Source organism: Egicoccus sp. AB-alg2 (genome assembly GCF_041821065.1).
GTDB lineage: Bacteria > Actinomycetota > Nitriliruptoria > Nitriliruptorales > Nitriliruptoraceae > Egicoccus.
Map to the genome: position 1 here is coordinate 60,987 of NZ_JBGUAX010000012.1, position 26,767 is coordinate 87,753.

Below are 26,767 nucleotides of genomic sequence, written 5' to 3' on the forward strand. Positions count from 1 at the left end.
GGAGGCGGCGATGTTCGACGACCTCCCCACCGCACAGAAGCGGCTCGACGCCGCGACGGCCGAGCTGGACGCGCCCTTCGCGGTCCTCGACCTGGCCGCGTTCGACGCGAACGGTCGTGACCTGACGCGGCGGGCGGCCGGCAAGCCGATCCGGGTGGCGTCGAAGTCGCTGCGGTGCCGGTGGACCCTGGACCGGGCGCTGGCGTCCGTGCCGTCGGCCGGCGTCCTGGCGTACACGCTCGCGGAAGCGCTCTGGCTGGCCGAGCACGGCCGCGACGACCTGCTGGTCGCCTACCCGTGCGCGGACCGCGGTGCGCTGCGGGCCCTGTGCGGGGACGAGGACCTCGCGCGCCGCATCACCGTGACCATCGACGCGGTGGAGCAGCTCGACCTCGTCGACGCGGTGGCGCCGGCGGCGGCACGGCCCGCGGTGCGGGTGTGCCTCGACGTCGACGCCTCGCTGCCGCTCGCGGGCGGGCACGTGCGCATCGGCGCTCGGCGGTCCCCGGTGCGCTCACCCGCCGAGGCCGCCGCGCTGGCCCGCGCGGTCGTGACCCGTCGCGGGTTCGTGCTCGACGGGATGATGGCGTACGAGGCGCAGGTCGCCGGCGTCGGCGACGACCCCACGTACGGCCGCTGGCGCACGCCGGCGATCCGGGCGCTGCGCCGCCGGTCGGTGACCGAGTTCGCCCGTCGGCGCGCCGCGATCGTCGCCGCCGTCCGTGCCGTCGCCTCGGATGCCGGCCAGCCGCTGCGCTTCGTGAACGGCGGTGGCACCGGCTCGCTGGAGACCACCGCCGCCGAGCGCGCCGTCACCGAGGTCGCCGCCGGCTCCGGGTTCTACGGCCCGGCGCTGTTCGACGACTATCGCGACTTCACGCCGCGGCCGGCGGTGCTGTTCGCGCTGCCGGTGGTGCGCCGTCCGGGCCCGGGCGTCGCGACCGTGCTCGGTGGCGGCTACGTCGCCTCCGGCCCAGCCGGGCCGGACCGGCTGCCCCGCCCGGTGCTACCGGCCGGCCTGTCGCTCACCGGGACGGAGGGCGCGGGCGAGGTGCAGACACCGGTGCGCGGGCCGGCCGCCGACGGGCTACGCGTCGGCGATCGGGTGTGGTTCCGGCATGCGAAGGCCGGCGAGTTGTGCGAGCACTTCGAACGCCTGCACGTGATCGCCGACGACGCGGCCCCGTTCGCGGTGCCCACCTACCGCGGCGAGGGGCAGCGCTTCCTGTGACGCTCACGCCTCGGTCGCCGGCTCCTCGGCGAGGGCTGCGGCAACCGTCGCAGGCCGCGGCGCCACGGTTCGGTGCCAGCGCGTCGCTTCAGCCGACCAGGCCGAGGACGCGGTCGAGGTGGGGGTTGCGGAAGCGGCCATGCGGGTCGAGGCGGGACCGGACGGCGGCGAAGCGGTCCCAGGCCGGGTAGCGCGGCCGCAGGTCCTTCGCGGTGGCGGGGTGTCGCTTGCCCCAGTGCGGCCGCGCGCCATGGTGACGCGCCCGTTCCCAGACGCCGGCGAAGTAGTCGGCGAACGGCATGCCGGCGTAGGCGTGGACGGCGACGTAGACGGTGTCACGCCCGTACGCCGGCGACAGCAGGGCGTCGTCACCCGCCGACGTCCGGATCTCGATGGGGAAGTTCACCGGCAGCCGCCGCCGGCGGACGAACCGCAGGACCTCGCGGACCAGCGGGATGCCGGCTTCCCGGGGCAACGCCAACTCCATCTCCGTGAACCGCACGTCGCGGGGGCTCGCGAAGATGCGGTGCGCCTCGTCGACACGGGGCGCGTCGCCCGCCAGCCGCGACACGGTGCGGTTCAGTGTCGGGATCGCACCCGGCAGGCGACGGCCCAGGCGGCAGGTGGCGTCCAGCAGGTGCGTCGCCAGCAGCCGGTCGTACGCCCACCGCGTGACCGCCGGGCGCGGCCGGGACGGCCCTTCGGCCGGATCGTTGGTGCGGGTGAGCGCGTGCCCGCTGTACGGGAAGGCGTAGGCCTCGAAGTGGCGGTGGGCGTGCGCGCGGTCGAGGAAGCCGTCGAGCACCTCGTCCACCGGCTCGACACGGTCGTGACCGTGCAGCCGGTAGGCGGCGGTCGCCTGCAGCGTGACCTCGGTGACGACCCCGAGCGCGCCGAGGCCCACCCGTGCAGCCAGGAACGGGTCGCCGTCGGCAGCCGTGAGCTCGTGCACCGCGCCGACCCCGTCGACGAGCTGCAGCGCGACGACCTGGGTGGCCAGGTTGCCGAGGCTCGCCCCGGTGCCGTGGGTGCCCGTCGCGATCGCCCCCGCCACGGTCTGGCGGTCGATGTCGCCGAGGTTCTGGAAGGCGAGGTCCGCGCCGAGGAGGAGCTCGGCGAGGCGGCCGAGGCGCACGCCGGCCTGTAGGCGCACCTGCTGGCGGTCGACGTCGACGGCGAGGATCCGGTCCATCGCACCGAGGTCGACCAGCACCCCGTCGGTGGGCACCAGCGGCGTGAACGAGTGCCCGGAGCCGGCGGGCCTGACGGCGAGCCCCTCACCGGCGGCCCGGTCGACGAGCCGCGTGACGTCCCGGGTCGTGCGCGGCCGCTCGATCCGGCCGGGCGTGCACGTGAGCTCCCGCGACCAGTTCGACCAGGCCGCGAGTCGCGGCTCAGTCGTCGGCGCGCTCACGGAGCCATCGTGCCAGGTCGCGTGCCGCGTCGGCCGGGTTCTCCTCCGCGGGGTCGTCGTCCGCCGCGGGGTCGTCGTCGGTCGCCTCGACGTCCTCGCCGCCACCCGGCTCCGGCGGCGGCGTGTCCGCGCCACCGTCGACCAACTGCAGCAGCACGACGACCGCCAGCACGGCGAGCCCCAGCAGCGCCACCAACCGCCACGCCCGTGACCCACCGCCGGGCGCGCCCGGCGCGGGCGCGGTCGCGTCCGGGGCCGCGTCCAGCGGCGCGACCGGGGTGTCGGCGGCCGCGCCGGCGGGCAGCAGCGCCGTCGTCTCGCGCGGCTCGCGCGGCGTGGTGGTCTTCCGCCGGGGCGGGGGCCCGGCCGGCGTCGGTGCGACGGCCCGCAGGTCCACGGTGGTGTCGTCGGCGACCGCGTCCACGGCCTCCGCCGCCGCCAGTGGGCCGCTCTCCGCCCATTCCAGCAGGGCGTCCTCCGCCGAGCGGGGCCGCGCCTCGGGGTCGTCGGCGGTCAGGCGGGTCAGCAGCCGACCGAGCCCGACGGGCAGGCCCGCGACGTCCCGCGCCGGCGTGTCGGACGGGGGCGATCCGGTCAGCAACTCGACCAGCGTCGCTCCCAGCGCGTAGAGGTCGGTCCGGACCGAGGCCGGTGCCCCGCGCAGGCGCTCGGGCGCCAGGTACGAGCGGGTGCCCAGCACGAAGCCGGTGCGCGTGAGGCCCGGCACGTCGGCGGCTTCCGCGACCCCGAAGTCGGCAACCTTGACGGCCCCGTCCGGGCCGCACAGCAGGTTGCCCGGTTTCACGTCGCGGTGCAGCACACCGGCCGCGTGGGCGGCCGCGAGCCCGGCGAGCGCCTGCGCTGCCACCTCGACGACGTCGTAGGGGTCCAGCGGGCCGTCCCGGCGCAGCACGTCCGCGAGGCTCGGGCCGTCGACGAGTTCCATGACGAGGTAGGGCCGACCGGCCTCCTCGCCGACGTCGTGCACCGTGACGACGTGTGGATCCGTGACACGGGCCGCGGCGCGCGCCTCGCGAAGGAAGCGCTCGCGGGCGTCGGCGTCCGCGGCGAGGTTGTCCGCCAGCAGCTTCACGGCCACGTCACGGTCCAGCACCGTGTCGCGGGCGCGCCGCACGAGGCCCATCCCGCCCGCACCGAGAAGTTCCCCGAGCTCGTACCGGCCGCCGGCGAGCACGTCGGCCGCGCCCGACGCGTTCACCCGCGCCCCTTGCCCTCGCCCCGGCCCTTGCCCTCGTTGCCCTTGCCCTCGTTGCCCTTGCCCTCGCTGCCCTTGCCCGGATTGCCCTTGGCCTCGTCGCGGCCCTTGGCCTCGTCGCGGCCCTTGGCCTCGTCGCGGCCCTTGGCCTCGTCGCGGTCCTTGGCCTCGTCGGATCCCTCCGCCTGGCCGCCGCCGTCCGCGCCGTCGTCGGCGTCGGCGGCCTCGTCCGTCGCGGCCGAGTCAGCCGCGGCCACCTCGGCCGGCGCGTCGGGTTCGCAGGTGACGTCCGTGGTGACCTGCTCGGCCACGTACTCGATCCGGGCAACCACGTCGTCGGGCACCTCGCCGGCGACGTGACCCTCACGGGCCTGGGCGAGCAGGCTCTGGGCCTGTGCGAGCGCGTCGCAGGCGTCGTCACGCTCGAGGTGCCGGGCCAGCACCTCGGCGCCCTCGGCGAGGTCGCCGGCGACGCCCGTCGTCAGCTCCGAGCCCTCCGCGGAGGAGCACGCGCTCGCGAGTCCCGCCAGCGCCATGAGCAGGGACGGCACGACGACTCCTCGGCACGACCGAGGAGCGCGGCGACGGAAGGGTGGGACGCGCATGACCGGGACAGCGTACGGGGGCTCGCCGCCCGCCCGGCCGGCGCGCGTCGTCCGTCGGACATGGTCCTCGTGCGCGCCACGCCCGGGCGGTTCGCCGACGCCCCGCGCCACGAGCGTCGGGGAAGGTTCCCGCGGCGCGGCGCGTTGACACTTGACCGGCCTGCGTGCCGGATCGCACGTCCTGTCGCGGCATTCCTTGCGTCGACGCCACTAAGGCCGACGTCCATCCCCTACGGACGTGACGTACACCAGAAGACAGCTTTCGAGCTTCCGTTACGATCGTCCGGGCCAACACGAAGTCCTCAGCCGGAGGACTCCCCGGCCCGACGTGGGAGTCAGTCCTATGTTCGAGCGGTTCACCGACCGAGCCCGACGGGTGGTCGTCCTCGCGCAGGAAGAAGCGAGGATGCTCAACCACAACTACATCGGTACCGAGCACATCCTGCTCGGTCTCATCCACGAGGGCGAGGGCGTCGCCGCCAAGGCGCTCGAGTCGATGAGCATCTCGCTCGAGGCCGTCCGCAATCAGGTGACGGAAATCATCGGTCGCGGCCAGACGGCACCGGCGGGGCACATCCCCTTCACCCCGCGTGCCAAGAAGGTCCTCGAGCTCTCCCTGCGCGAGGCCCTGCAGCTCGGCCACAACTACATCGGCACGGAGCACATCCTGCTCGGCCTCATCCGCGAGGGTGAGGGTGTGGCCGCCCAGGTCCTGCAGAAGCTGGGCGCCGACCTCAACCGCGTGCGCCAGCAGGTCATCCAGCTGCTGTCCGGCTACGCCGGTGGGGAGCCGGGCAAGGCCGGTGCCGGTGTCGGCGAGGGCTCGCGCGAGGGGTCGCGCGAGGGCTCCACGATCCTCGACCAGTTCGGCCGCAACCTGACCCAGGCCGCCCGCGACGGCGAGCTCGACCCGGTCATCGGCCGGGCGCGCGAGATCGAGCGCGTCATGCAGGTCCTGTCGCGGCGGACGAAGAACAACCCCGTCCTGATCGGCGAGCCGGGCGTCGGCAAGACCGCCATCGTCGAGGGCCTCGCCCAGCGGATCGTGGCCGGCGAGGTGCCGGAGACGTTGCGCGACAAGCACCTGTACACCCTCGACCTCGGCGCACTGGTCGCCGGGTCTCGCTACCGCGGTGACTTCGAGGAGCGCCTGAAGAAGGTCCTGAAGGAGATCACCTCCCGCGGCGACATCATCCTGTTCATCGACGAGATCCACACCCTCGTCGGTGCCGGTGCCGCCGAAGGTGCCATCGACGCCGCCTCGATCCTCAAGCCCATGCTGGCCCGCGGCGAGATCCAGACCGTCGGTGCGACGACCCTCGACGAGTACCGCAAGCACCTGGAGAAGGACGCCGCGCTCGAGCGCCGGTTCCAGCCCGTGAAGGTCGAGGAGCCCTCGATGGAGCACTCCATCGAGATCCTCAAGGGCCTGCGCGACCGCTACGAGGCGCACCACCGTGTGACCATCACCGACGAGGCGCTGGTGGCCGCGGCCGAGCTGGCCGACCGCTACATCTCCGACCGCTACCTGCCGGACAAGGCCATCGACCTCATCGACGAGGCCGGCTCGCGCCTGCGCATCCGGTCGATGACCACCCCGCCCGACCTCGCGGACCTCGACACGGAGATCGAGCGCGCCCGCAAGGCCAAGGAAGACGCGATCGACGCGCAGGACTTCGAGCGCGCCGCCGCCCTGCGCGACGAGGAGAAGAAGCTCATCGAGCGTCGCTCCGCCCGCGAGGACGAGTGGCGGACCGAGGGCATGGACACCGTGCTCACGGTCGACGAGGAGGTCATCGCCGAGGTCCTCGCGACCTGGACGGGCATCCCGGTCTTCAAGCTCACGCAGGAGGAGACCGAGAAGCTGCTGCACATGGAGGATCACCTCCACGAGCGGGTCATCGGTCAGCACCAGTCGATCCAGGCCGTGTCCAAGGCGATCCGGCGCACCCGTGCCGGCCTGAAGGACCCCAAGCGCCCGGCCGGCTCGTTCATCTTCCTCGGCCCCTCCGGCGTCGGGAAGACCGAGCTCGCCAAGACCCTCGCCGAGTACCTCTTCGGTGACGAGGACGCGCTGATCCACCTCGACATGTCCGAGTACATGGAGAAGCACACGGTCAGCCGGCTCATCGGCTCGCCGCCCGGCTACGTCGGCTACGACGAGGGTGGCCAGCTCACCGAGCAGGTGCGCCGCAAGCCGTTCTCCGTCGTGCTGTTCGACGAGGTGGAGAAGGCCCACCCGGACGTGTTCAACACGCTCCTGCAGATCCTCGAGGACGGTCGCCTGACCGACGCGCAGGGTCGCACGGTGGACTTCAAGAACACGATCCTCATCATGACGTCCAACCTCGGCACGAAGAACCTCACCGCGCCGGCCGTCGGCTTCGTCCAGCAGGACGACGACTCGATGTACGAGAAGATGAAGCGGCAGGTGGACGAAGAGCTCAAGAAGCACTTCCGGCCGGAGTTCCTCAACCGCATCGACGAGACGATCGTCTTCCACCCCCTCACCCGCGAGGAGGTCAAGGAGATCGTCGACCTGATGATCACCCGCGTGAAGACGCAGCTGCGCGCCCGGGACCTCGACCTCGAGCTGACCGACGCGCTCAAGAGCTGGCTCGCGCAGAAGGGCTACGACCCGCAGCTCGGCGCCCGTCCGCTGCGCCGCACCATCCAGCGCGAGCTCGAGGACAAGCTCTCCGAGCGGATGTTGCAGGGTGAATTCAGCGCCGGACAGCTGATCGTCGCCGACGTCGATCCCGACAGCGACGCGGTCGCGTTCCGAGCGGTGGACTCGCCGTCCGCGCCGGACGTCCCGCCGATCGAGCTGGCGGGCGGCGACCGCGACGGCGAGCAGGACGAGTAGTCCCGACGGCGGCGGACGACACACCGACGAGGGCGGGCCCACGGGCCCGCCCTCGTTCCGTCCTCCACCCGCCGGCTACACGTGGTGGTGGACCCAGACGTTGGGTTCGACGTACACGGCGTGATCGTGCTCGACGCTGACGTGGACGCGACTGAGCGCGCCGTCGACGAACGTGGGACCCGACCGGTCGAGGGGCAGCCCGGTCCACGACCGCCACTGCGCGAGCGTGCCGGGGATGGTCATCGACAGCGGCGCGACCGCCACGACGTCGGCGCCGGCGCGCACGTGGACCCGCAGCCACGGGTCGTGGGGCAGGCCGTCAGGGCGCGTCCGGAAGGCGTACTCGGCCATGGGGGTGTCGGGTTCGAGGTGCTTGTGGTTGGGCCGCACCGGCGCGAACAGGTCGCGCAACCCCATGGCGGCGACCGCGTCGCGCAGGGCACCGAGCATCAGCACCGACAGCCCGGTACCTCGTAGGTGGGGCAGCACGGAGATCTCCAGCGCCGAGGCCGCTGTCGGCGAGCGGCCCTCCGCGTGGTCGGCCATGCCCCGCTCCAGGATCGCGTCCCACCCCCGCGCCGGGAGGTCCGCGGGTGGGCCGTCCCAGGCGAAGGTCAGGCCATGCGCCTTGGCGACGGCCCGGTCCTGGTCGTCGACCGCCAGCAACTGGAGCTGCGGGAAGCGCTCCGGCAGGTGATCCATCAGCCTGGCGACGGGGTCGTGCAGCATGAACGCGGGCCAGCCGTCCGAGAACGCCCACAGCTGGTCACCCAGGTCCGGACGCTCGGCGAGCGACACGACACGAACGTCCACGACGGCATCTCCGCAGGAGGTGGAGGCAGCCGGCGGACCCTAGCCGCTGCCGCGACGGTGCCGGCGGCCGCCGGGTAGGCTCGACCTTCTACGGGGCGGCAGGAGACCGACGTGAGCCATCAGCCCAGCGAAGCCGTCGAGATGTACCTGCGCACGGTCCTCGAGCTGGAGGAGGAGGGCGTGCCGGCCCTCCGCGCCCGGCTCTCCGAGCGGCTGGGGCTGTCGGCACCAGCCGTGTCCGAGGGGGTCGCCCGGCTGGAGCAGGTCGGGCTGGTCGAGTTGCAGGCGGACCGCACCATCGCCCTGACCTCCCGGGGCCGCGAGCGTGCCGAGCACGTCATGCGCAAGCACCGTCTCGCCGAGCGGCTGCTGGTCGACGTGCTCGGGCTCGAGCACGAGCACGTCCACGAGGAGGCGTGCCGCTGGGAGCACGTCATCTCCGACCGGGTCGAGGCCAAACTGCTGGAGTTCCTCGGCAACCCGACCACCTCGCCCTACGGCAACCCGATCCCGGGAGCCACGCCCAGCGAGCAGGAACCGGTCAGCCTGGCCACGACCGAGGCCGACGAGGTCGTCATCACCTACATCTCGGAGAAGCTGCAGAGCGACCACGACGTCGTGACCCAGCTGCGCGAGCACGGGATGTGGGCCGGCGTGCAGGTCAGCGTCGAACGCGGCCCGCGGGCGGTGCGGCTGCGGACCGACGGCCACGAGGTCGAGTTGCCGAGCGACGACGCGAAGCTCGTCTTCGTCACCCCCGCCTGAAACGGCGGGTGGCCGCCCCTCAGGGGCGGCCACGTCGTGGTGCGGTGTGCTCAGGTCGTGGGATCCTGGTCGATCTCGCCGCGCCAGGCCCCGGTCTCCATGCCGCGCTCTTCGATGAAGCCCTTGAAGTTCTCCAGGTCACGCTGGACGTTGCGCTCGATGACACCGGTCGCGTCGCCGACCTTCTCGGCCCAGTCGGTGGGCTCGATGTCCATCTGCACCATGACGCGGGTCTTGCCCTCGTCGATCTTGTGGAACGTGACGACGCCGGCGTGCTTCGTCTCGCCGCGGCTGCGCCACGCGACCCGCTGGTCAGGCTCCTGCTCGGTGATGTCGGCATCCCACTCGCGCTCCTGGCCCGCGACGTTCACGACCCAGTGCGTGGTGGCGTCATCGAGCTGGTCGATGCGCTCGACGTCCTCCATGAACTGAGGGAAGTCCTCGAACTGCGTCCACTGGTCGTAGGCGGTACGCACCGGGACCTCGACCTCGATCGACTTCTCGATGGTGCTCATGGCGTCTCCTTCTCCGGACGGGAGATCACGATGCCCCGTGATCGGCCGCGCCGCGGGCCGTAATGGCATCCGATGGTCACCCGACCGGCGGTCACCGGCCGGCGTCCCTGGGATGCAGGCCCCGCCCTGCGCGAGGTCACCGGTGGCGTCCGGGTGTGCCGCGCCGTGCCGGCCGGGTACCGTTCGCGCGCCCCCGCCACCAAGGTGTTCCTCGTCGTGTCTGCGTCCATGTCCGTCGCCCCTGCGCCGGCACGGGTGCCCACCCTGGCCGAACGGCTGTTGGGCTGGGCGCGCGAGACCCGGCGCGACCTGCCCTGGCGCCGGACCCGGGACCCCTGGGCGATCCTGGTGTCCGAGCTCATGCTCCAGCAGACGCAGGTGGCCCGGGTCCTGCCGCGCTACCGCGAGTTCCTCGACCGCTTCCCGACCCCCCAGGCCTGCGCCGACGCCGCGCCGGGCGAGGTCGTGAAGCACTGGGCCGGGCTCGGTTACAACCGGCGGGCGCTCAACCTGCACCGCACCGCGGTCGCCGTGGTCGAACGTCACGAAGGCCGGCTGCCGGACGACCTCGACGCCCTGCTGGCCCTGCCCGGTATCGGCCCGTACACGGCGCGGGCCGTGCTGGCCTTCGCCTTCGAGCGCGACCACGGCGTCGTCGACACCAACGCGGCCCGGTTCCTGGCCCGCGCCGTCGCCGGTCGTCGCCTCCAGGCCCGCGAGGCACAGGCGCTGGCCGACGCGCATGTCCCACCTGGTGCAGCGTGGGAGTGGAACCAGGCGGTCCTGGACCTCGGCGCGACCGTCTGCGTGAAGCGCGGTCCGCGCTGCGAACGCTGTCCGCTGCAGTCCACCTGTGCCTGGTTCGCCGCCGGCCTGCCGGACCCCGATCCCGCCGACGGCAGCGCCGGTACCTCGACGCCGCAGGCGCGTTTCGAGGGCTCCGACCGCCAGGGACGCGGCCGGCTGGTGCAGGCGCTGCGAACGGGACCGCTGGAGATCGCCCGGCTGGCCGACGTCGCAGGCTGGCCCGACGACCCCGACCGTGCCCACCGCATCGCCGACGCGCTGGTCCAGGAGGGGCTCGCGGAGTACGTCGACGGCCAACTCGCACTGCCGCACTGACGTGGACGTCGCCGACCGGCTCGCGGCGCACCTGGCCGACGGTGGCGCGCTGACGGTGCCGATGCTGGTCCGGGCCCTGCGCGCCGACGGGTCGCGGCTGCCGCGCTCGATGGTGGAGCGGGTGCTGGCACGTGACGCCAGGTTCGTCTGCGACGGCGACGCCACGAAGCCGCGCTGGTCGCTCGCGGAGGACGCCGAGGTGGCGCCGGCCGCCGTCGGCACCCGCGCGCGACTCGACCTGCTTGCCCTGCGCCAGTGGCAGGCCGAGGCGCTGGCGGCCTGGTCGCAGAGCGGCCGGGGCGTGGTCGAGGCCGTGACCGGCACCGGCAAGACGCGCCTGGCGATGGCGGCGATCCGGATCGTCGCCGACCGTGGCGGTCGCGCGCTGGTGCTCGCCCCCACGCTGGAGTTGCAGGACCAGTGGGCCCGCGAGCTCAGGACCGCCGCCCCCGACCTGCGCGTCGGCCGGCTGGGCGGTGGCCGGCGCGACGACCTGTTCGACTTCGACGTGGTGGTGTCGACGCCGCACTCGGCCGCGACCGTGCCGATCGAGCCGCCACCCGGCGCACCAGGCCTCCTCGTCGCCGACGAGGCCCACCGCTACGGCGCCCCGACCTGGGGGGCGGCGCTGCAGGCGGCGTTTCCCCTGCGCCTGGCGCTGACCGCCACCTACGAGCGCAACGACGACGGACTCGTCGAGGTCCTCGAGCCCTACTTCGGCGGGGTCGTGCACCGCTACGACTACGACCGCGCCGTGGCCGACGGCACCATCGCGCCCTTCCGCATCGCGACGGTCGGCGTGCGCCTGCGTGGCGACGAGCAGGACGCCTACGACCGCGCCGACGCGCGTGCCCGCCAGCTGCACCGCGAGCTGGTGGGTGGGCTGGGCATGCCGAAGGACCCTCGCAAGCTGTTCGCGGCGGTGTCAGCCGTGGTGGCCGAGGCGGAGACCTCGCGCCGCGACGGCGCGCAGGTGCGGGCCTGCCGCGAGTACCTGGTGCGGGTCCGTGAACGACGGGAGGTCGCGGCCACCTGCGAGGGCAAGCTGCACGTGTGTGCCGCGGCCGCGGCCGGGCTGGCCGGGCGGCGGACGTTGGTCTTCACCGACACCGTGGAGCAGGCGGACGACGCCGTGGCCGAGCTGGTGCGGGCCGGCGTGCACGCGGAGACCCTGCACGGTGGCCTGAGCGACGACAAGCGCCGGATCCGCCTGGCGCAGTTCCGCCGGGGCCGGATCGACGCCCTGGTCGCGCCGCGTGTGCTCGACGAGGGTGTCGACGTGCCCGACGCGGAGGTGGCGCTCGTGCTCGCCAACTTCCGCACCCGCCGCCAGCTGGTCCAGCGGCTCGGTCGCGTGTTGCGGCAGAAGGCGGACGGTCGGCCGGCCACGCTCGTCCTCGCCCACGCGATCGGCACGCACGAGGACCCCGCCCGCGGCGGCCACGCGGACTTCCTGCGCCAGGTCCGTGACGTCGCCCTCGAGGTCGCCGGGATGGACCTCGACGCCGATGCCGTCGGCCTCGGCCGCTGGTTGGCACAGGGCGGGCCGACGGCGCCGACGCGGCCATGATCATGCGAACCCGCGGGCTGGACATGGGCGTGCGGTCGTCCAGTAGTCTGCGCGGCGGCCGCGCGGCGCCGATGGGCGCCAGCACCCCGCGACGCGGCCGGCAACGGGCGTCCACGAGCGCGACGCCGCAACCGGACCCGGGAGGAGGACGGCGTGCCCGACCCGTCGCGTGACGAGGGACTGCGCAGCGTCCTCGCCATGCTCGCCCCGGGCTCGCCGCTACGCGAGGGCATCGAACGGGTGATCCGCGCCGGGCGCGGTGCCCTGGTCGTGATCGGCTGGACGCCGGAGATCGAGGCCGTGGTGTCGGGCGGCTTCGTCATCGACATCGGCGCGACCAGCCAGCGGGTCGCCGAGCTCGCCAAGATGGACGGTGCGCTCGTGTTGGACGGCGACGCGCAGCGCATTCTGCGCGCCAACGTCCACCTCGTGCCCGACCCGGCGATCGAGACGTCGGAGACCGGGACCCGTCACCGCTCCGCGGAACGCACCGCCCGGCAGACCGGGCAGCCGGTCATCGCCGTGTCGGAGTCGATGGGCATGGTCACGCTGTACTACGGCGACCGCCGCCACACGGTGGAAGAGGTGTCGGCGTTGCTGTTCCGGGCCAACCAGGCCCTGTCGACGCTGGAGCGCTACCGCGCCCGGCTCGACGAGGTGTCCGCGACGCTGGCCGCGCGGGAGGTCGAGGACGCGGTCACCGTGCGCGACGTGGTGCTGACGCTGCAGCGGGCGGAGATGCTGCGGCGCATCGCCCTCGAGGTCGAGGACCACGTGGTCGAGCTCGGCTCCGAGGGCCGGCTGATCCAGCTGCAGCTGGACGAGTTGGTGGCGTCCGTCGCCGACGACCGCGAACTGGTCGTGCGCGACTACCTCGCCGACCGGCGCCGCAAGCTGCCGCGGGTGCTCGACGACGTCGCCGCGCTGTCGACCGACGACCTGCTCGACAGCGAGCTGGTGGCGACCATCCTCGCCTACGACGAGGAGGAGCTGGACCGCCCGGTGACGCCGCGGGGCTACCGTCTGCTGTCGCGGATCCCGCGGCTGCCGCCCCGGGTCGTGGAGCGCCTGGTCGACCGGTTCGGCAACCTGCCACGCATCATGGAGGCCTCGATCGCGGAGCTCGACGAGGTCGAGGGCGTGGGTGAGTCGCGGGCGCGGACCATCCAGGACGGCCTGCGTCGACTGGCCGAGGCGAGCCTCCTCGAGCGCTACGTCTGAGCCCCGTCCTGGCCGTTCGGCCCCCATCGTGCGTCCAGGACTAGGCCTCGGAACGGTGAGAACTGCCCTCTGACCTGCGGTTTCGCATGGGGGCCGGTTGAGGCTGACCATGTACGTGTGGTAGGGTCCAGTCGCACGTCCGCACTGCGCGTGTGCCGCGTCCACGGAAGGGTCGTCCAGGAGCCGCTCGGTCTGGCGCCTCGACCCGGTGCCGAAGGCCACGCGGTGCGACGTCCCCGACTTCCCCCACCGGCCCGCGTGGTCGCGTGCGTCCATCCGGAAGAACGAGGAGCAGCCACTCATGGCCTACAGCGTCGGCGACACCGTCATCTATCCCCACCACGGCGCAGCGGTCATCGAGCGGAAGGAAGCTCGCGAACTCAAGGGCGAGCCTCGCGAGTACCTCGTCCTGCGCCTGACCTACGGGGATCTGACGCTGATGGTGCCGGCCGACTCCTGTGAAGAGGTCGGGATCCGCAGCGTGGTCTCGAAGAAGGAGGTCGAGCAGGTCCTCGACGTCCTGCGCGAGCCCGAGGGCAAGGCCGCCGGCAACTGGTCGCGGCGTTTCAAGGCCAACTACGAGAAGCTGCGCTCCGGCGACATCTTCCAGGTCGCCGAGGTCGTGCGGAACCTCGCCACGCGCGAGAAGGACAAGGGCCTGTCCGCCGGCGAGAAGCGCATGCTGACCAAGGCGAAGCAGATCCTGCTCTCCGAGCTGGCCGTCGCCATCAAGAAGGACGAGGCCAAGGCCGAGGAGCTGGTGGAGAAGGTGCTGGCCGAGTCCCAGGCCGCCTGACGTCCGCCGTCGCCTGATCACGACGCGTCACGACGACCGCCCGCTGCGCCGGGCGGTCGTCGCCGTCGTACGCCCGTGATGGGCCGCACGTTGCCGCCGAGGCGCTAGAACAGCACGTGCATCCGAGGAGCGAGCGAGGAAGCCGTCGTGTCCCACCCGCGTGCCGGCCGGCCCATGGCCGAGGTGCTGCGCCTGGCGGTCGTGCTGCTGCTGACCGCGGCGGGGCACGCGGTCGGGGTCGGGATCGACGACGCCCTGGGCCGTGGCGAGCCGGAGACCACGCAACTGGTCACGGCCGTGCTGGGGGCGCTGGGGGGCTACCTCGTCGGCGGGGTGCTGGGCCGTGCGCTGGTCCGGGGCGTCGACCGTGCGGGCTCGGCGCTCGCGCCCGTGCCGGCCGTGCAGTTGGTGGCGGCCTGCATCGGTGCGGCGGTCGGTGCCCTGGCCGGGCTGGTGGTGCTCCTGCCGGTCCTGTTGCTGCCCTACCAGCGCTACACCGTGCCGGTGGCACTGCTGATCGTGCTGGTGCTGGCCTATGGCGGCGGCCGTCTCGGCAGCCTGCGGGGGGCCGACCTCGCGCGCTTCGTCGGCCTGCGCGGTCGGCTGGACGTGCGCACGCCGTCGAAGGGCGCCGGCACGAAGGTCGTCGACTCCTCGGCGCTGGTCGACGGCCGCGTCATCGAGGTCGCCCGGGCCGGCTTCCTGGAGGGCACGTTGGTCGTGCCCACCTTCGTGCTCGAGGAACTGCAGGCGCTCGCGGACTCCGGTGACGAACGGCGCCGGCGGGGCGGCCGGCGCGGGCTGGAGACGTTGCACGTGCTACAGGACGAGTCGCTCGTCGCCGTGGAGGTGACCGACGACCCGGTCGAAGGCGTCCGCGAGGTCGACGCGAAGCTGGCGGCGCTGTGCCGCAGCCGCGGCGCCGCGCTCGTGACCACCGACGGCAACCTCGCGCGGACGGCGGAGATCGCCGGCCTGCGGGTGCTCAACCTCCATGCCCTGGCCGACGCGGTCCGCCCACCGGTCGTGCCAGGCGACCGGCTCACGTTGCGGCTGGTGCGAACCGGTCGCGACGCCGGCCAGGCCATCGGCTACCTCGACGACGGCACGATGGTCGTCGTGCAGGAGGCGGCCGACCGGGTCGGCAGCGACGTCACCGTCGACGTGACCTCGATCGTGCAGCATCGGCAGGGCCGCATGCTGTTCGCCAACCCCGCCGTCGACGGGCGGGCGGTGGCCGGGTGAGCGTCGGTGTCGTGGTCGTCGCGGCCGGCCGCGGCGAACGCCTCGGCGAGGGGCAGCCGAAGGCACTGGTGGCGCTGGCCGGCGAGCCGCTGCTCGTCCACGCCGTGCGCGGTGTCCTGGCCGCCGGCATGCCGCCACCGGTGATCGTCCACACCCCCGACGCCGCATCCGCCTTCCGTTCCGCCCTCGCCGACCTGCCGGTCACGGCCCTGGTGCCCGGGGGCTCCACCCGCACCGCCAGCGTCGCCGCCGGTCTGGCCGCACTGCCCGACGACGTCGACGTCGTCCTCGTGCACGACGCCGCCCGCGCGCTGACCCCGCCCCGCGTGATCCGGGCCGTCGCGCAGGCCATCACCGGTGAGGTGGTCGCGGCCGCGCCGGGCCTGCCGGTCGCCGACACGCTCAAGCGGGTCGCCGGGGGTCGCGTGCTGGGAACGGTCGACCGCGACGGCCTCGTCGCCGTCCAGACTCCCCAGGCCTTCACCCGGGCCGCGCTGGCCGCCGCGCACGCCTCCGGCGCGGCGGCCACCGACGACCTCGCGCTGGTCGAGCGCCTCCTCGACGCCGGGCGGCTGCACGGGCGCATCGAGGTGGTCGAAGGCGCGGCGGAGGCGATGAAGGTGACCTACCGCCACGACCTGGCCGTCGCCGAAGCGCTCCTGCACCGCCACGACCAGGAGTGAGCATGGACCTGCGCATCGGCAACGGCCTGGACGTCCACCCCTTCACCGACGACCCGGACCGTCGCCTCGTGCTCGCCGGCGTCGAGGTGCCCGACGGTCCCGGCCTCGCCGGCCACTCGGACGCCGACGTGGCGGCCCACGCGGTGGCCGACGCCCTCCTCGGCGCCCTGGCGCTGGGCGACCTCGGCAGCTGGTTCGGGGTGGACCGGCCGGAGGTCGCCGGGGCCGACTCGCTGACGCTGTTGGGCACCGTGGTCGCGGGCGTCAGCGAGCGCGGCTGGCAGGTCGGCAACGTCGACGTGACCGTCGTCGCCCAGCGGCCGCGGCTGGCCCCGTACCGCGAGCGCATGCGTGAACGGCTGGCCCCGGTGCTGCACCTCGAGGTCGACGCCGTGTCGGTCAAGTTCACGACCACGGACCGGCTCGGGTTCCTGGGGCGGGCCGAGGGGATCGCCGCGTGGGCCAGCGCCGTCGTGGTCCGGCGAGGCGGCATTGACGGGCCCCATTAGACTCGTCAGTCGTGCGCCCGGCCTCCAGCCCCCGCCCGCGGCGCCCCGCCACACTCCCGATCCGGTGGTCGACGACGTTGTCCCTGGTCATCTACGACACCCTGCGCCGCGACAAGGTCGCCTTCGAGCCGCGTGAGCCGAACCGCGTGTCGCTGTACGTCTGCGGCCCGACGGTGCAGGCCGACGCCCACGTCGGTCACGGGCGCCTCGCGGTCGTCACCGACATGCTGCGGCGCTACCTCGACTACGCCGGCAACGACGTCACGTTCGTGCAGAACGTCACCGACATCGACGACAAGATCATCCTGCGCGCCCGCCGCGAGAAGGTGTCGCCGGCGGAGATCTCCACGCGTTACACGCGGGCCTGGAACCGGACCATGGACGCGCTGGGGGTGCTGCCGCCCGACGTGCAGCCGCTCGCGACCGGCCACCTGCTGGAGATGCAGGCGCTGATCCAGGAACTGATCGACCAGGACAAGGCGTACGCCGTGGACGGCGACGTCTTCTTCCGGGTCCGCTCCTTCGAGGGCTACGGCAAGCTGTCGCGGCGGCGCATCGACGACATGCAGCAGGGCGAGGACGTCGTCGACGCCGACCGCAAGGAGGACCCGCTCGACTTCGCGATGTGGAAGTCGGCCAAGCCCGGCGAGCCGTCGTGGCCGTCCCCGTGGGGCGACGGTCGCCCCGGCTGGCACATCGAGTGCTCGGCGATGGCGGCCAAGCACCTCGGCGAGGGCTTCGACATCCACTGCGGCGGCCTCGACCTGGTCTTCCCGCATCACGAGAACGAGATCGCCCAGCACGAGGCCGCCCACGGTGGCGTCTTCGCCCGCCACTGGGTCCACAACGGCATGGTGCGCATGGGCGAGGAGAAGATGTCCAAGTCCGTCGGCAACGTCGTCGGACTGCAGGAGGCGCTCGACGAGTGGGGCGTCGGCCCGCTGCGCCTGTGGTACCTCTCGGCCCACCACCGCAGCCCGCTCACCTACGAGGACGAGCGGCTGCGCGACGCGGCCGCCGCCCACCAGCGCCTCACCACGTTCCTGCGCTCGGCGCGTCGGGCGGCCGACGGCGCCGAACCCGACACCGCGGCCGCCGCGGCGCACCTGGACGCGTTCCGGGCGGCCATGGACGACGACCTCAACGCACCGCAGGCGGTCGCCGCGCTCCACGACCTCGTGTCCACCGGCAACGAGCGACTCCCGATCGCGGAGAAGGGTGACGCGGACGCCCGTGCCGAGGTCGCCGGGCTCGCCGCGGCGCTCGTGGACGTCGGCGACGGCGTCTTCGGGCTGGGCCTCGAGGCCGCGCTGGCGGACGCGTCGACGCTCGAACGGCAGCTGGAGCCGCTCATCCGCCAGCTGCTCGACCAGCGGGCCGAGGCGCGCGCCGGCAAGGACTTCGCCACGGCCGACCGCATCCGCGACCAGCTCGCCGCGGCGGGGGTGGTCGTCGAGGACCGCCCCGACGGGCCGCGCTGGTACGTGGCGTGACCCGGCCGCGTCCCGCCCCGAACCGTCGCGGCGGGCGGCGTGGGGGCGGCCCCCGCGGCGGCGAGCCGCGTCGCGGCGACGGGCGCATCGTGGTGGGTCTCCACCCGGTCCGCGAGCTGCTCCGGGCGGGCCGCCCGGTGCGCCGCGTGCTCGTGGCCGACACGCGTGACGCCTCCCCCGTGCTCGACGAGATCCTCGCCCTGGCCCGACGCGCCGGCGTGCACGTCGACGAGGTCGACCGCGCCCGGGTCGACGAGCGCGCCGAGGGCCTCGTCCACCAGGGCGTGCTGGCACTCGCGCCGGCGTTCGCGTACGCGTCGCTCGACGAGGTCCGCCGTCGCGCCGGCGACCGGCCGCTGCTGCTCGTCGCGCTGGACTCCGTCACCGATCCGCACAACCTCGGCTCGATCGCCAGGACCGCCGACGCGGTCGGCGCCCACGGGCTGCTGGTGCCCGCCCGCCGGGCGGCCTCGGTCACCCCGACCGCGGAGAAGGCCGCCGCCGGGGCGCTCGCACACCTGCCGGTCGTGCAGGTCACGAACCTCGTGCGCACGATCCGCTCGTTGCAGGGGGAGGGCGTCTGGGCGGTGGGGCTCGACGGTGACGCCCCCACGGACATCGCCGACAGCCGGCTGCTGGCCGACCCGGTCGTCCTGGTCGTCGGCGCCGAGGGCCGCGGCCTGTCGCGGCTGACGGCCGAAACGTGCGACGAACTCGTGCGCCTGCCCATGCACGGTGCGGTCGGCTCGCTCAACGCCTCGGTGGCGGCCGGCGTGGCGCTCTACGAGGTGCTGCGCCAACGGTCGTGACCGACCGGCCGTGACCGGCGCCGCAACCCGCGCGCGCGTGCCTCGTTGAGCCCTACGACCGGGGGCCGGCCCCGGCCGGAGGGCGAGCATGACGCAGCGGACGGGCCTGGCCACCTCGGCGCGGCGAGCACCGGCGGTCCGGCGACGGCGGCGCTCCGGGGCGCGGCACCACGCCCTAACCGACGAGGCGCTGGTCGACCGTGCCCGCGGCGGCGACGAGACCGCCACGACCGAACTGCTGTTGCGCTACCGGCCGCTCGCGCAGGCCCGGGCGCGCAACTACTTCCTGGTCGGCGGTGACCAGGACGATCTCGCGCAGGAGGCGATGCTCGGCCTGTTCAAGGCCGTCCGGGACTTCTCACCCCGTTCGGGCGCGTCCTTCCGGTCGTTCGCCGAGCTGTGCATCACCCGGCAGGTGCTGACCGCGGTCCGCGGCGCGACGCGGCACAAGCACCGGCCGCTGAACACCTCGGTCAGCCTGGACCGCCCGCACGACTCGCGGCCCGACGTGACGATCGGCGAGGTCCTGCCGGCGACCGACGCCCCCGACCCGCTGGCCGTCGTCGTCGCCGACGACGACCTGGGCCGGCTGCGGGCGGCGCTGGACGCCTCGCTCTCCGGGTTGGAGGCGCAGGTGCTGGGGCTGTACGTGGAGGGGCGGACGTACGAGGAGATCGCCGACCGGCTCGGCCGGCACGTGAAGGCGGTCGACAACGCGCTGCAGCGCGTCAAGCGCAAGCTCGAGGACCGACCGGCCGCCTAGCCCGCTAGCGTCGCGCGCCCCGACGCGACCAGCAGGAGCCTTGCGCGTGCGTGCGACCGACCTCGAACACCTGGTGCTGCCCGGCGACCCGCAGCTGCACCCCGACGGCACCCGCGTCGCCTTCGTGCTGGCCGAACTGGACGTCGACGACGACCGCACCCTGCGGACCATCCACCTGTTCGACGGCATGCGCACCCGGCGCTACACGCACGGCCCGTCCGACCGCTCGCCGCGCTGGTCGCCCGACGGCCGCTGCCTGGCCTTCCTGCGCACGGGCGTCGAGGAGGGCGAGAAGCCGCAGCTGGTGATCATGTGGGCCGACGGCGGCGAGGCCCACCGGCGCACCGACCTGCCCCTGGGCGTGTCCGACTTCGCCTGGTCGCCGGACTCCACCCAGCTCGTGCTGGTCGCCGCCGCCTACGCCGACGAGGTCGCCGACCTCGACGACGACGAGCGCCGGCGGCGCCCGAAGCGCATCACCAAGCTGCCCTACCGCACCGACGCCGGCGGCTGGGTCCACGACCGCACCGACCACCTCTACCTCGTCGACCGTGACGGCAGCGGCGAGCCACAGCGGCTCACGACCGTCGACCGCGACCACGGTGCGCCGGCGTGGCGGCCCGACGGCGGGGCCGTCGCCTTCGTCGCCCGCCCGGACGAGGGCACCGACCTCGATCCGCACGACCAGGTGTTCGAGCTCGACCTGGACGGCGGCGAGGTCCGCCCGCTGCTGCCACCCGGGTCGTGGCAGTGGGTCGGCTACGCCCCCGACGGGCGGCTGTTCACCGTCGGGCAGACCGACCCGTTCGACTGGCCCGGCAACCACGGCGTGTACTGGTGTCGCCCGCGTGACGACGGCGACACGCCCTTCGAGCCGGTCGAGCTGCTCGCCCACCTCGACCGCGACGTGCTGCCGGGTGCGCCGTCGAACGCGACCGTCGGTCCCCGGTTCGTCACCGGTGGGTTCCTGATCGCGGTCGAGGATCGCGGTACCAGCAAGGTCGTCCGCGTCGACCTCGACGCCTGGGATCCGGACGGCGACAAGCCGCCGGTCGTGACCGACGTCGTGGCCGGCAACCGCTCCGTCACCGGGTTCGGGGTCCGGCCCGACGCGTCCGCCGTGGCCTTCACCGTCACGGACACGGCCACGCCCGGCGAGCTCGTGTGGCTGCAGGAGGGGCGCGAGCGCTGCGTCACCGACCTCGCGCGCACGTTCCGCAGCAAGGTCGACGTGCAGCCGACGCAGCGGTTCGTCTTCGAACGCGAGGGGGCGGAGATCGACGCCTGGGCCGTCCTGCCGGACGGCTTCGACGCCGCCGGCCCCGGCACCGTGCCGGTGCTGGTCAACATCCACGGCGGCCCGACCTCGCAGTACGGCGAGTACTTCTTCGACGAGTTCCAGGTCGAGGCGGGCGCGGGCTACCTCGCCGTCGGCTGCAACCCGCGCGGCTCGTCCGGCCGGGGTGCGGACTGGGCGCGCGCCGTCGTCGGGGCCTGGACCGACCACGGCTCGGTCGACACGTTGGACCTCGAGGCGCTGGTTGACGCCACCCTGGAGCGCTTCCCGCAGGCCGACCCCGGCCGGATCGGCATCATGGGAGGCTCGTACGGCGGCTACGCCACCGCCCGCCTGATCGCCCGCTCCGACCGCTACGGCTCCGCGATCGTCGAGCGCGGCCTGCTGCAGTGGGAGTCGTTCTCGGGCACCTCCGACATCGGCCCCTACTTCGACCGCATGTTCCTGGCCGCGTCGCTGCCCGACGGCGCGGCGGCGCACCGGGCCGCCAGTCCCGTCGCGACGGCCGCGTCGGTGACCGCACCGACCCTCGTGCTGCACAGCGAGGCCGACCACCGCTGCCCGATCGAGCAGGCCGAGCAGTACTTCGCGGCGCTCAAGCGCGCCGGGGTGACGACCGAGTTCGTGCGGTTCCCCGACGAGACCCACGAACTGTCCCGTAGCGGCAGCCCCAAGCACCGCATCGAACGGTTCGAGGTGGTGCTCGACTGGCACGCCCGCCACCTGCGGGACGCCGCCGACCCCGGCGACGAGGCGACCTCCGCCGCCCCCATCGCCCCCGAGGTGGCGTGACGGGGCGGCCGCGCGCCCGACACCGCAGCGGTCCGGAGCCGAGGACGGGATTCGAACCCGTGACCATCCGCTTACAAGGCGGGCGCTCTGCCAACTGAGCTACCTCGGCGTTGCCGCGCGAACGTAGCGTGTCGGCCCCCGGCAGCGACGCGCGCGGGGACCGACGGGTCACGTCGTCGTAGTTGCACCCGTGTCGTTCGTCTGCGAACCTGGGCAGGTCCCGAACCCAGGAGCGTCCATGAGCGCCGACCGCCAGGAGTTCGCCGCTGCCGCCGAGGCCTCCGGCATCGATGCGCGCGCGCAGGAGATCCTGGACTTCGAGCGCGAGTGGTGGCGCTACGCGGGCGCGAAGGAGCAGGCGATCCGCGAGCAGTTCGACCTCTCGCCGACGCGCTACTACCAGTTGCTCAACCGCGTGATCGACGACGAGGCCGCCGTGGCGTACGACCCGATGCTGGTCAAGCGGCTGCGTCGCCTGCGTGCCGCCCGCCAGCGGCAGCGGGCCGCGAACCGCCTCGGCGCGGACGCCCGCTGAGGCACGCGATGAAGGCGACGGGGACGCCCGAGGAGACCGGCCTGGGCGTCGCCGTGGGGAAACGGGTCGGCGCCGCCGTGGGCGTGGTGGTGCTGACGGCGGGTGCTTTCGCGTTCATCGGCGCACGCACGGACGACGCCGCAACGCAACCGACCGTGGCCAGCGGCCCGGCACCGGACGACGCGCCGTCGGCGCCCGAGGACACCGACGAGTCCGACGGGTCCGACGACACGCAGGCGGCGGCGCCGGACGAGCCCGCCGAGCCGGCGGCGCCGGAACCCACCGAGGACCCGGAGCCCGACCCGACCGAGGACGCGGAGGAGCCGGCCGAGGTGGAGGAGCCCGAACCGGAGCCCGAGCCCACCGAGGAGTCGGAGCCGGAACCGGAACCCGAGCCGGCGGCCCGGGCGCTCGCACCCGGCGACGTGGTCATCCAGGTGCTCGACGGCTACAAGGCGGACGGGGGCGTGGCCGCCCGCGGTGTGGCGCAGTCGTTGCGCGACCAGGGCTACCGCGTCATCGCGGAGAACCAGGCGCTCAACTACCAGGTGACCACCGTGCTGTGGACCGAGGGCAACGAGGCGGCCGCTCGCCAGGTGGCCGCGGAGGTCGGGGCCGGCGACGTCCGCCCACAGCCCGGCAACCTCTCCAACGCCGTCGACGTCCACGTCGTGGTCGGCGCGGACCGCGGCTGAGCCGCCGGCCGCAGCATCCCGCCGCTGCGCCGACGGGCACGCGGCGTCACGTGTTGCGTAGCAGCTGCAGCTTCTCCAGGATCATGCGGCGCCGGCGCTCCTCCTCGGCGGGCTCGGTGGCCAGGACGTCCTGCAGCACCTGTGACAGCGCCAGCGGCGAGAACGGCTTCGTGATGTAGTCGGCCGCGCCCTGCGACCAACCCCGGATCTGGTCCTCGTCGCGTGCCCGGGCGGACACGATCACGACCGGGATGTGCCGCAGGGCCGGATCCGCCTTGATGGCGTCCAGGACGTCCCAGCCCTGCAGCCCCGGCAGGGAGACGTCCAGGAGCACCACGTCCGGCCGCCCGGCCCGCACCTCGGCGATGGCGGTCTCGCCGTCGGTGGCCTCGCTCACCTCGTAGCCCTCGAACTCGAGGTTCACACGGCACAGCAAGCGCACGTCGGCCTCGTCGTCGACGACGAGCACCCGGCGTCCCACGGTTGCGGCCATCCTCCCCACCTCGTTCGTGTCGCGCACCCAGTGTGTCGCCTGTCGGCATGGCGAGGCCCGAGTCGAGCGGAGCGCGGCGACGGATCTCGCCACGCCGCGGCCGGGAAGACTAGGGTCCGGGCGTCGCCGGGGAGGCGCCACGCCGCGTGGGCATGTGGAGGGAGCACGACATGGCCGACGTCCTCGACCAGATCAGCGGGATCGTGTGGGGGCCACTGCTGCTGATCCCCTTGCTGCTGCTGACCGGCCTGTACCTGACGGTGGTGCTGCGCGGGGTGCAGTTCCACAAGCTCACGTACTCGCTGTGGTTGGCGCTGGTGAAGCGCAAGGAGGCCGGCGGCGAGGGTGACGTCACCCACTACCAGGCCCTGGCGACGGCGCTGGCCGCCACGGTGGGTGTCGGCAACATCGCCGGTGTCGCCACCGCCATCGGCATCGGTGGACCCGGCGCGCTGTTCTGGATGTGGGTCACGGGCCTGGTCGGCATGGCGACCAAGTACTCCGAGGCCTTCCTCGGCGTGAAGTACCGGCGTCGCGACGCCGCGGGCGAGCAGTCCGGCGGCCCGATGTTCTACCTGCGCGACGGCCTCGGCGGGCCGCTCGGCAAGGTCCTCGGCGTGGCGTTCGCCGTCTTCGCCGCGGTCGCCGCGTTCGGGATCGGCAACGGCGCACAGGCCAACACCGTCGCCGACGTCATGAGCGACGAGTTCGGGGTCGCGACCTGGGTCACCGGCCTGGTCCTCGTCGTCGGCGCGGGCATCGTGCTGATCGGCGGCATCAAGTCGATCGGCCGCTTCACCGCCGCCTTCGTGCCGCTGATGGCCGTCATCTATCTGGTGGGCGCCACCATCGTGCTGGCGACCAACGCGGCCGAGATCCCGGGCGCGCTGGGCATGATCTTCTCCGACGCGTTCACGGGCACGGCCGCGACGGGTGGCTTCGCCGGAGCGGCCCTGCTGACCGTGATCCGCATGGGTGTCGCCCGCGGCATCTTCTCCAACGAGTCCGGCCTGGGCACGGGCGGCATCGCCGCGGCCGCGGCGCAGACCACCAACCCGGTGCGCCAGGCGCTGGTGTCCATGACGCAGACGTTCCTCGACACCCTGGTGGTCGTCACGTTCACGGGCCTCACCCTGGTCGTCACCGGCGTGTGGACGGGCGAGGAGGAGGGCGCCACGATGACGTCGCAGGCGTTCTCGCAGGGCCTGCCGGGCGAGTGGGGCAGCATCATCGTGACGATCAGCGTCGCGTTCTTCGCGTTCTCGACGTTGCTCGGCTGGGCGTACTACGGCGAGCGCAACATGGACTTCCTGTTCGGCCGCCGGGCGGTGGTGCCCTACCGGGTGCTGTTCGTGGCGGTGATCTTCGTCGGCGCGACCGCCGAGCTCGACGTGGTCTGGACCTTCTCGGACATCATGAACGGGCTCATGGCGCTGCCGAACCTCGTCGGCCTGCTGCTGCTGTCGGGCCTGATCGCCCGCGAGACGCGGGCGTACCTGTCCCGTCCCGACTGGCGGAACGTCGACACGCCCGCCCCGGAGTCGACCCGCAGCGACTGACGCGGCGGCGCGCACGCGACCGACACGGCGACGCCGACCGCGACCGACGCGGCGACGCGATCCCGACTGGCGCGATCGCGAGCGGGGTGGCAGACTCGCTCGCACTGGTGCTCATCCAGAGAGGTCGAGGGCTCGGGCCCATTGACGCCTCGGCAACCCCGCCGCACGTGGTGACACGCGCGGGGAAGGTGCCAAACCCGGACCCACCGGAAGGTGCGGTCGATGAGCGAGGACGCGCCCGTCGTCCACCATCATCGTCAGCGGCCTCCCCGGTGGGGAGGCCGTCGCCGTTTCGCCCGCGAGACGCGTCGGTCTCCCGCTCCGGCGCGCGCCCGCGCCTCGGACGGACACGATGAGACAGGCGACGCGAGATGACGTCCAGCCCCACACCGACCGCAACCACCACGCCGACCGCTCCCGCCCCGCCGACCGCTCCCGCCCCGCCCGCGCCAGGCGCCACGGCACCGCCCGGCCGCCACGACCTCGTCGTCAACGTGACGGGGCTGCGCTGTCGCGAGTGCGGCCGGACCGAGGACCTCGGCGCCTCCCACGTCTGCGGCTGGTGCTTCGGACCGCTCGAGGTCGCCTACGACGAGGAGGTCGTGGCGGCCCGCGTGAGCCGTGACCGCATCGCGAGCGGCCCATCGACGCTGTGGCGCTACGGCGACCTGCTGCCGGTCCTGCGTGACGAGCCCGACGACCGGATCGACCTGGGGGCCGGCTTCACGCCGCTGCGCCCCGCGCCCCGGCTCGCCGCACACCTGGGCCTACGCGAGCTGTGGCTCAAGGACGACACGCGCAATCCGTCCGGTTCCTTCAAGGACCGCGTGGTGACGGTCGCGCTGTCGGCGGCCCGGGCGCTGGGTATCGACACGATCGCGTGCGCGTCCACCGGCAACCTGGCCAACGCCGTCGCGGCGCACGCGGCCGCGGCCGGCATGCCCGCCTACGTCTTCATCCCGCACGACCTCGAGCGCGGGAAGGTCGTCGGCTCGGCCGTGTACGGCGCGAACGTCGTGGCCGTGGACGGCACCTACGACGACGTCAACCGCCTGTGTGCCGAGGTGGCGGACCGCCGCGGCTGGGGTTTCGTCAACGTCAACCTCCGGGCGTTCTACGCGGAGGGCTCCAAGACGATCGGCTTCGAGATCGCCGAGCAGCTCGGCTGGCAGCTGCCGGACCACGTCGTGGGCCCGCTCGCCTCGGGTGCCATGTTCACGAAGATCCACCGCGCCTTCGGTGACCTGCAGCGCCACGGGCTGCTGGACACCGCCGAACTGCCGCGCATGTCCGGCGCACAGGCCACCGGGTGCTCCCCGATCGCGGAGGCGTTCGAGCGCGGCAGCCTCGACGTCCGTCCGCAGCGGCCCGACACGATCGCGCGCTCGCTGGCGATCGGCGATCCCGCCGACGGCTACTACGCACTGCAGGTGGCCGAGCAGACCGGAGGCGCCATCGGCCACGTCGCCGACGCCGAGGTGGTCGCCGGCATCCGGCTGCTGGCGCGGACCGAGGGACTGTTCGCCGAGACCGCCGGCGGCGTCACCGTCGCCAACCTCGTGCGCTTCGTCGAGCAGGGCGTGGTCGGGCGCGACGAGCGTGTCGTCGCCGTCGTCTCGGGCAACGGCTACAAGACCGTCGAGGCGCTCGACGGCACCGCCGGCCCGACCCACCGGACCACCCCGTCGCTGACCGACTTCCTCGGGATGCTGCACGACTGAACCCGCGCCGACGCGCCACCCACCCGGCCGAGCGAAAGG

The 26,767-nt window shown here is 73.6% G+C and carries 24 protein-coding genes, 1 tRNA gene and 1 riboswitch; of the genes, 18 read left to right on the top strand and 7 right to left on the bottom strand.

The window, feature by feature from the left end; all coding sequences use genetic code 11:
* The first annotated feature begins 10 nt into the window (after nucleotides 1-10).
* Nucleotides 11-1,231 carry an alanine racemase gene (locus ACERM0_RS20395; protein ID WP_373680478.1) on the top strand — a complete coding sequence of 407 codons (1,221 nt, stop codon included), beginning with the start codon at nucleotides 11-13 and terminating at the stop codon, nucleotides 1,229-1,231.
* Nucleotides 1,232-1,319: 88 nt separating this feature from the next.
* Here ACERM0_RS20395 and ACERM0_RS20400 read toward each other — a convergent pair whose 3' ends face one another.
* From ACERM0_RS20400 to ACERM0_RS20410, 3 genes are read right to left on the bottom strand one after another with little or no spacing between them, the layout of a single operon-like run.
* Nucleotides 1,320-2,645, bottom strand: a complete 1,326-nt coding sequence (locus tag ACERM0_RS20400) for a D-arabinono-1,4-lactone oxidase (RefSeq protein WP_373680479.1) — start codon at nucleotides 2,643-2,645, stop codon at nucleotides 1,320-1,322.
* Nucleotides 2,626-3,864 (bottom strand): serine/threonine-protein kinase, encoded by a 1,239-nt coding sequence (locus tag ACERM0_RS20405; protein WP_373680480.1) that lies wholly within the window; start codon nucleotides 3,862-3,864, stop codon nucleotides 2,626-2,628. The genes ACERM0_RS20400 and ACERM0_RS20405 overlap by 20 nt, the downstream gene beginning before the upstream one ends.
* Nucleotides 3,861-4,412, bottom strand: a complete 552-nt coding sequence (locus ACERM0_RS20410; RefSeq protein ID WP_373680481.1) for a hypothetical protein — start codon at nucleotides 4,410-4,412, stop codon at nucleotides 3,861-3,863. Before ACERM0_RS20410 ends, ACERM0_RS20405 begins: the two co-directional genes overlap by 4 nt.
* A gap of 397 nt (nucleotides 4,413-4,809) precedes the next feature.
* On the opposite strand from ACERM0_RS20410, the gene ACERM0_RS20415 reads away from it, so the two are divergent.
* Nucleotides 4,810-7,332, top strand: coding sequence for an ATP-dependent Clp protease ATP-binding subunit (locus tag ACERM0_RS20415; RefSeq protein ID WP_373680527.1), 2,523 nt, complete (start codon nucleotides 4,810-4,812; stop codon nucleotides 7,330-7,332).
* A gap of 75 nt (nucleotides 7,333-7,407) precedes the next feature.
* Here the strand turns inward: ACERM0_RS20415 and ACERM0_RS20420 are convergent, their stop codons facing one another.
* Nucleotides 7,408-8,145 (bottom strand): N-acetyltransferase, encoded by a 738-nt coding sequence (locus tag ACERM0_RS20420; RefSeq protein ID WP_373680482.1) that lies wholly within the window; start codon nucleotides 8,143-8,145, stop codon nucleotides 7,408-7,410.
* 141 nt (nucleotides 8,146-8,286) lie between these two features.
* Between ACERM0_RS20420 and ACERM0_RS20425 the strand changes: the two genes are divergently transcribed.
* Nucleotides 8,287-8,910, top strand: coding sequence for an iron dependent repressor, metal binding and dimerization domain protein (locus ACERM0_RS20425; protein ID WP_373680528.1), 624 nt, complete (start codon nucleotides 8,287-8,289; stop codon nucleotides 8,908-8,910).
* 50 nt (nucleotides 8,911-8,960) lie between these two features.
* On the opposite strand, the gene ACERM0_RS20430 is transcribed toward ACERM0_RS20425, so the two are convergent.
* The gene (locus ACERM0_RS20430; RefSeq protein ID WP_373680483.1) at nucleotides 8,961-9,425 is read right to left on the bottom strand and encodes an SRPBCC family protein; all 465 of its coding nucleotides are present in this window, start codon (nucleotides 9,423-9,425) and stop codon (nucleotides 8,961-8,963) included.
* 228 nt (nucleotides 9,426-9,653) lie between these two features.
* Here ACERM0_RS20430 and ACERM0_RS20435 point away from each other — a divergent pair, with 228 nt between their 5' ends.
* The 11 genes from ACERM0_RS20435 (at nucleotide 9,654) to ACERM0_RS20485 (ending at nucleotide 21,725) form a co-directional block, all read left to right on the top strand.
* Nucleotides 9,654-10,547 carry an A/G-specific adenine glycosylase gene (locus ACERM0_RS20435; RefSeq protein ID WP_373680484.1) on the top strand — a complete coding sequence of 298 codons (894 nt, stop codon included), beginning with the start codon at nucleotides 9,654-9,656 and terminating at the stop codon, nucleotides 10,545-10,547.
* A gap of 1 nt (nucleotide 10,548) precedes the next feature.
* On the top strand, nucleotides 10,549-12,117 hold the full coding sequence (locus tag ACERM0_RS20440; protein ID WP_373680485.1) for a DEAD/DEAH box helicase: 1,569 nt from the start codon (nucleotides 10,549-10,551) through the stop codon (nucleotides 12,115-12,117).
* Between the two features lie 153 nt (nucleotides 12,118-12,270).
* Nucleotides 12,271-13,338: a DNA integrity scanning diadenylate cyclase DisA gene (gene disA, locus ACERM0_RS20445; RefSeq protein ID WP_373680486.1), complete on the top strand. Its 1,068-nt coding sequence runs from the start codon at nucleotides 12,271-12,273 to the stop codon at nucleotides 13,336-13,338.
* A 301-nt stretch (nucleotides 13,339-13,639) separates the two neighbouring features.
* Nucleotides 13,640-14,134 (top strand): CarD family transcriptional regulator, encoded by a 495-nt coding sequence (locus ACERM0_RS20450; RefSeq protein WP_373680487.1) that lies wholly within the window; start codon nucleotides 13,640-13,642, stop codon nucleotides 14,132-14,134.
* Between the two features lie 147 nt (nucleotides 14,135-14,281).
* Nucleotides 14,282-15,379, top strand: a complete 1,098-nt coding sequence (locus tag ACERM0_RS20455) for a PIN/TRAM domain-containing protein (RefSeq protein ID WP_373680488.1) — start codon at nucleotides 14,282-14,284, stop codon at nucleotides 15,377-15,379.
* Nucleotides 15,376-16,062, top strand: a complete 687-nt coding sequence (gene ispD / locus ACERM0_RS20460) for a 2-C-methyl-D-erythritol 4-phosphate cytidylyltransferase (protein WP_373680489.1) — start codon at nucleotides 15,376-15,378, stop codon at nucleotides 16,060-16,062. The genes ACERM0_RS20455 and ispD overlap by 4 nt, the downstream gene beginning before the upstream one ends.
* Before the next feature lie 2 nt (nucleotides 16,063-16,064).
* The gene (gene ispF / locus ACERM0_RS20465) at nucleotides 16,065-16,571 is read left to right on the top strand and encodes a 2-C-methyl-D-erythritol 2,4-cyclodiphosphate synthase (RefSeq protein WP_373680490.1); all 507 of its coding nucleotides are present in this window, start codon (nucleotides 16,065-16,067) and stop codon (nucleotides 16,569-16,571) included.
* A gap of 77 nt (nucleotides 16,572-16,648) precedes the next feature.
* On the top strand, nucleotides 16,649-18,064 hold the full coding sequence (gene cysS, locus ACERM0_RS20470) for a cysteine--tRNA ligase (protein WP_373680491.1): 1,416 nt from the start codon (nucleotides 16,649-16,651) through the stop codon (nucleotides 18,062-18,064).
* 89 nt (nucleotides 18,065-18,153) lie between these two features.
* Nucleotides 18,154-18,873 (top strand): 23S rRNA (guanosine(2251)-2'-O)-methyltransferase RlmB, encoded by a 720-nt coding sequence (rlmB, locus tag ACERM0_RS20475; protein WP_373680492.1) that lies wholly within the window; start codon nucleotides 18,154-18,156, stop codon nucleotides 18,871-18,873.
* Nucleotides 18,874-18,961: 88 nt separating this feature from the next.
* The gene (sigH, locus tag ACERM0_RS20480; RefSeq protein ID WP_373680493.1) at nucleotides 18,962-19,636 is read left to right on the top strand and encodes an RNA polymerase sporulation sigma factor SigH; all 675 of its coding nucleotides are present in this window, start codon (nucleotides 18,962-18,964) and stop codon (nucleotides 19,634-19,636) included.
* A gap of 46 nt (nucleotides 19,637-19,682) precedes the next feature.
* On the top strand, nucleotides 19,683-21,725 hold the full coding sequence (locus tag ACERM0_RS20485) for a prolyl oligopeptidase family serine peptidase (protein WP_373680494.1): 2,043 nt from the start codon (nucleotides 19,683-19,685) through the stop codon (nucleotides 21,723-21,725).
* A gap of 36 nt (nucleotides 21,726-21,761) precedes the next feature.
* On the opposite strand, the gene ACERM0_RS20490 is transcribed toward ACERM0_RS20485, so the two are convergent.
* A tRNA-Thr gene (locus ACERM0_RS20490) sits at nucleotides 21,762-21,834 on the bottom strand.
* Nucleotides 21,835-21,963: 129 nt separating this feature from the next.
* Between ACERM0_RS20490 and ACERM0_RS20495 the strand changes: the two genes are divergently transcribed.
* Together ACERM0_RS20495 and ACERM0_RS20500 are read left to right on the top strand one after the other, a co-directional pair.
* Nucleotides 21,964-22,260 carry a DUF3263 domain-containing protein gene (locus tag ACERM0_RS20495; protein WP_373680495.1) on the top strand — a complete coding sequence of 99 codons (297 nt, stop codon included), beginning with the start codon at nucleotides 21,964-21,966 and terminating at the stop codon, nucleotides 22,258-22,260.
* A gap of 8 nt (nucleotides 22,261-22,268) precedes the next feature.
* Nucleotides 22,269-22,955 (top strand): LytR C-terminal domain-containing protein, encoded by a 687-nt coding sequence (locus ACERM0_RS20500; protein ID WP_373680496.1) that lies wholly within the window; start codon nucleotides 22,269-22,271, stop codon nucleotides 22,953-22,955.
* A gap of 46 nt (nucleotides 22,956-23,001) precedes the next feature.
* On the opposite strand, the gene ACERM0_RS20505 is transcribed toward ACERM0_RS20500, so the two are convergent.
* Nucleotides 23,002-23,448 carry a response regulator gene (locus ACERM0_RS20505; RefSeq protein WP_373680497.1) on the bottom strand — a complete coding sequence of 149 codons (447 nt, stop codon included), beginning with the start codon at nucleotides 23,446-23,448 and terminating at the stop codon, nucleotides 23,002-23,004.
* A 170-nt stretch (nucleotides 23,449-23,618) separates the two neighbouring features.
* Here ACERM0_RS20505 and ACERM0_RS20510 point away from each other — a divergent pair, with 170 nt between their 5' ends.
* Both ACERM0_RS20510 and thrC read left to right on the top strand, forming a co-directional pair.
* A complete protein-coding gene (locus ACERM0_RS20510; RefSeq protein ID WP_373680498.1) occupies nucleotides 23,619-25,007 on the top strand; it encodes an alanine/glycine:cation symporter family protein in 1,389 nt (462 codons plus the stop codon).
* A 108-nt stretch (nucleotides 25,008-25,115) separates the two neighbouring features.
* A riboswitch (SAM riboswitch) is annotated at nucleotides 25,116-25,236 on the top strand.
* Nucleotides 25,237-25,378: 142 nt separating this feature from the next.
* A complete protein-coding gene (gene thrC, locus ACERM0_RS20515) occupies nucleotides 25,379-26,728 on the top strand; it encodes a threonine synthase (protein WP_373680499.1) in 1,350 nt (449 codons plus the stop codon).
* Nucleotides 26,729-26,767 lie beyond the last annotated feature (39 nt).

What these genes read in the sequence shown, in the direction of transcription:
- thrC (WP_373680499.1), top strand. Translation starts at nt 25,379, where the DNA reads ATGACGTCCAGCCCCACACCGACCGCAACCACCACGCCGACCGCTCCC.
- ACERM0_RS20415 (WP_373680527.1), top strand. Translation starts at nt 4,810, where the DNA reads ATGTTCGAGCGGTTCACCGACCGAGCCCGACGGGTGGTCGTCCTCGCG.
- ACERM0_RS20395 (WP_373680478.1), top strand. Translation starts at nt 11, where the DNA reads ATGTTCGACGACCTCCCCACCGCACAGAAGCGGCTCGACGCCGCGACG.
- ACERM0_RS20435 (WP_373680484.1), top strand. Translation starts at nt 9,654, where the DNA reads ATGTCCGTCGCCCCTGCGCCGGCACGGGTGCCCACCCTGGCCGAACGG.
- ispF (WP_373680490.1), top strand. Translation starts at nt 16,065, where the DNA reads ATGGACCTGCGCATCGGCAACGGCCTGGACGTCCACCCCTTCACCGAC.
- ACERM0_RS20450 (WP_373680487.1), top strand. Translation starts at nt 13,640, where the DNA reads ATGGCCTACAGCGTCGGCGACACCGTCATCTATCCCCACCACGGCGCA.
- ACERM0_RS20430 (WP_373680483.1), bottom strand. Translation starts at nt 9,425, where the DNA reads ATGAGCACCATCGAGAAGTCGATCGAGGTCGAGGTCCCGGTGCGTACC.
- ACERM0_RS20505 (WP_373680497.1), bottom strand. Translation starts at nt 23,448, where the DNA reads ATGGCCGCAACCGTGGGACGCCGGGTGCTCGTCGTCGACGACGAGGCC.
- ACERM0_RS20425 (WP_373680528.1), top strand. Translation starts at nt 8,287, where the DNA reads ATGTACCTGCGCACGGTCCTCGAGCTGGAGGAGGAGGGCGTGCCGGCC.
- ACERM0_RS20510 (WP_373680498.1), top strand. Translation starts at nt 23,619, where the DNA reads ATGGCCGACGTCCTCGACCAGATCAGCGGGATCGTGTGGGGGCCACTG.
- ACERM0_RS20495 (WP_373680495.1), top strand. Translation starts at nt 21,964, where the DNA reads ATGAGCGCCGACCGCCAGGAGTTCGCCGCTGCCGCCGAGGCCTCCGGC.
- sigH (WP_373680493.1), top strand. Translation starts at nt 18,962, where the DNA reads ATGACGCAGCGGACGGGCCTGGCCACCTCGGCGCGGCGAGCACCGGCG.
- ACERM0_RS20500 (WP_373680496.1), top strand. Translation starts at nt 22,269, where the DNA reads ATGAAGGCGACGGGGACGCCCGAGGAGACCGGCCTGGGCGTCGCCGTG.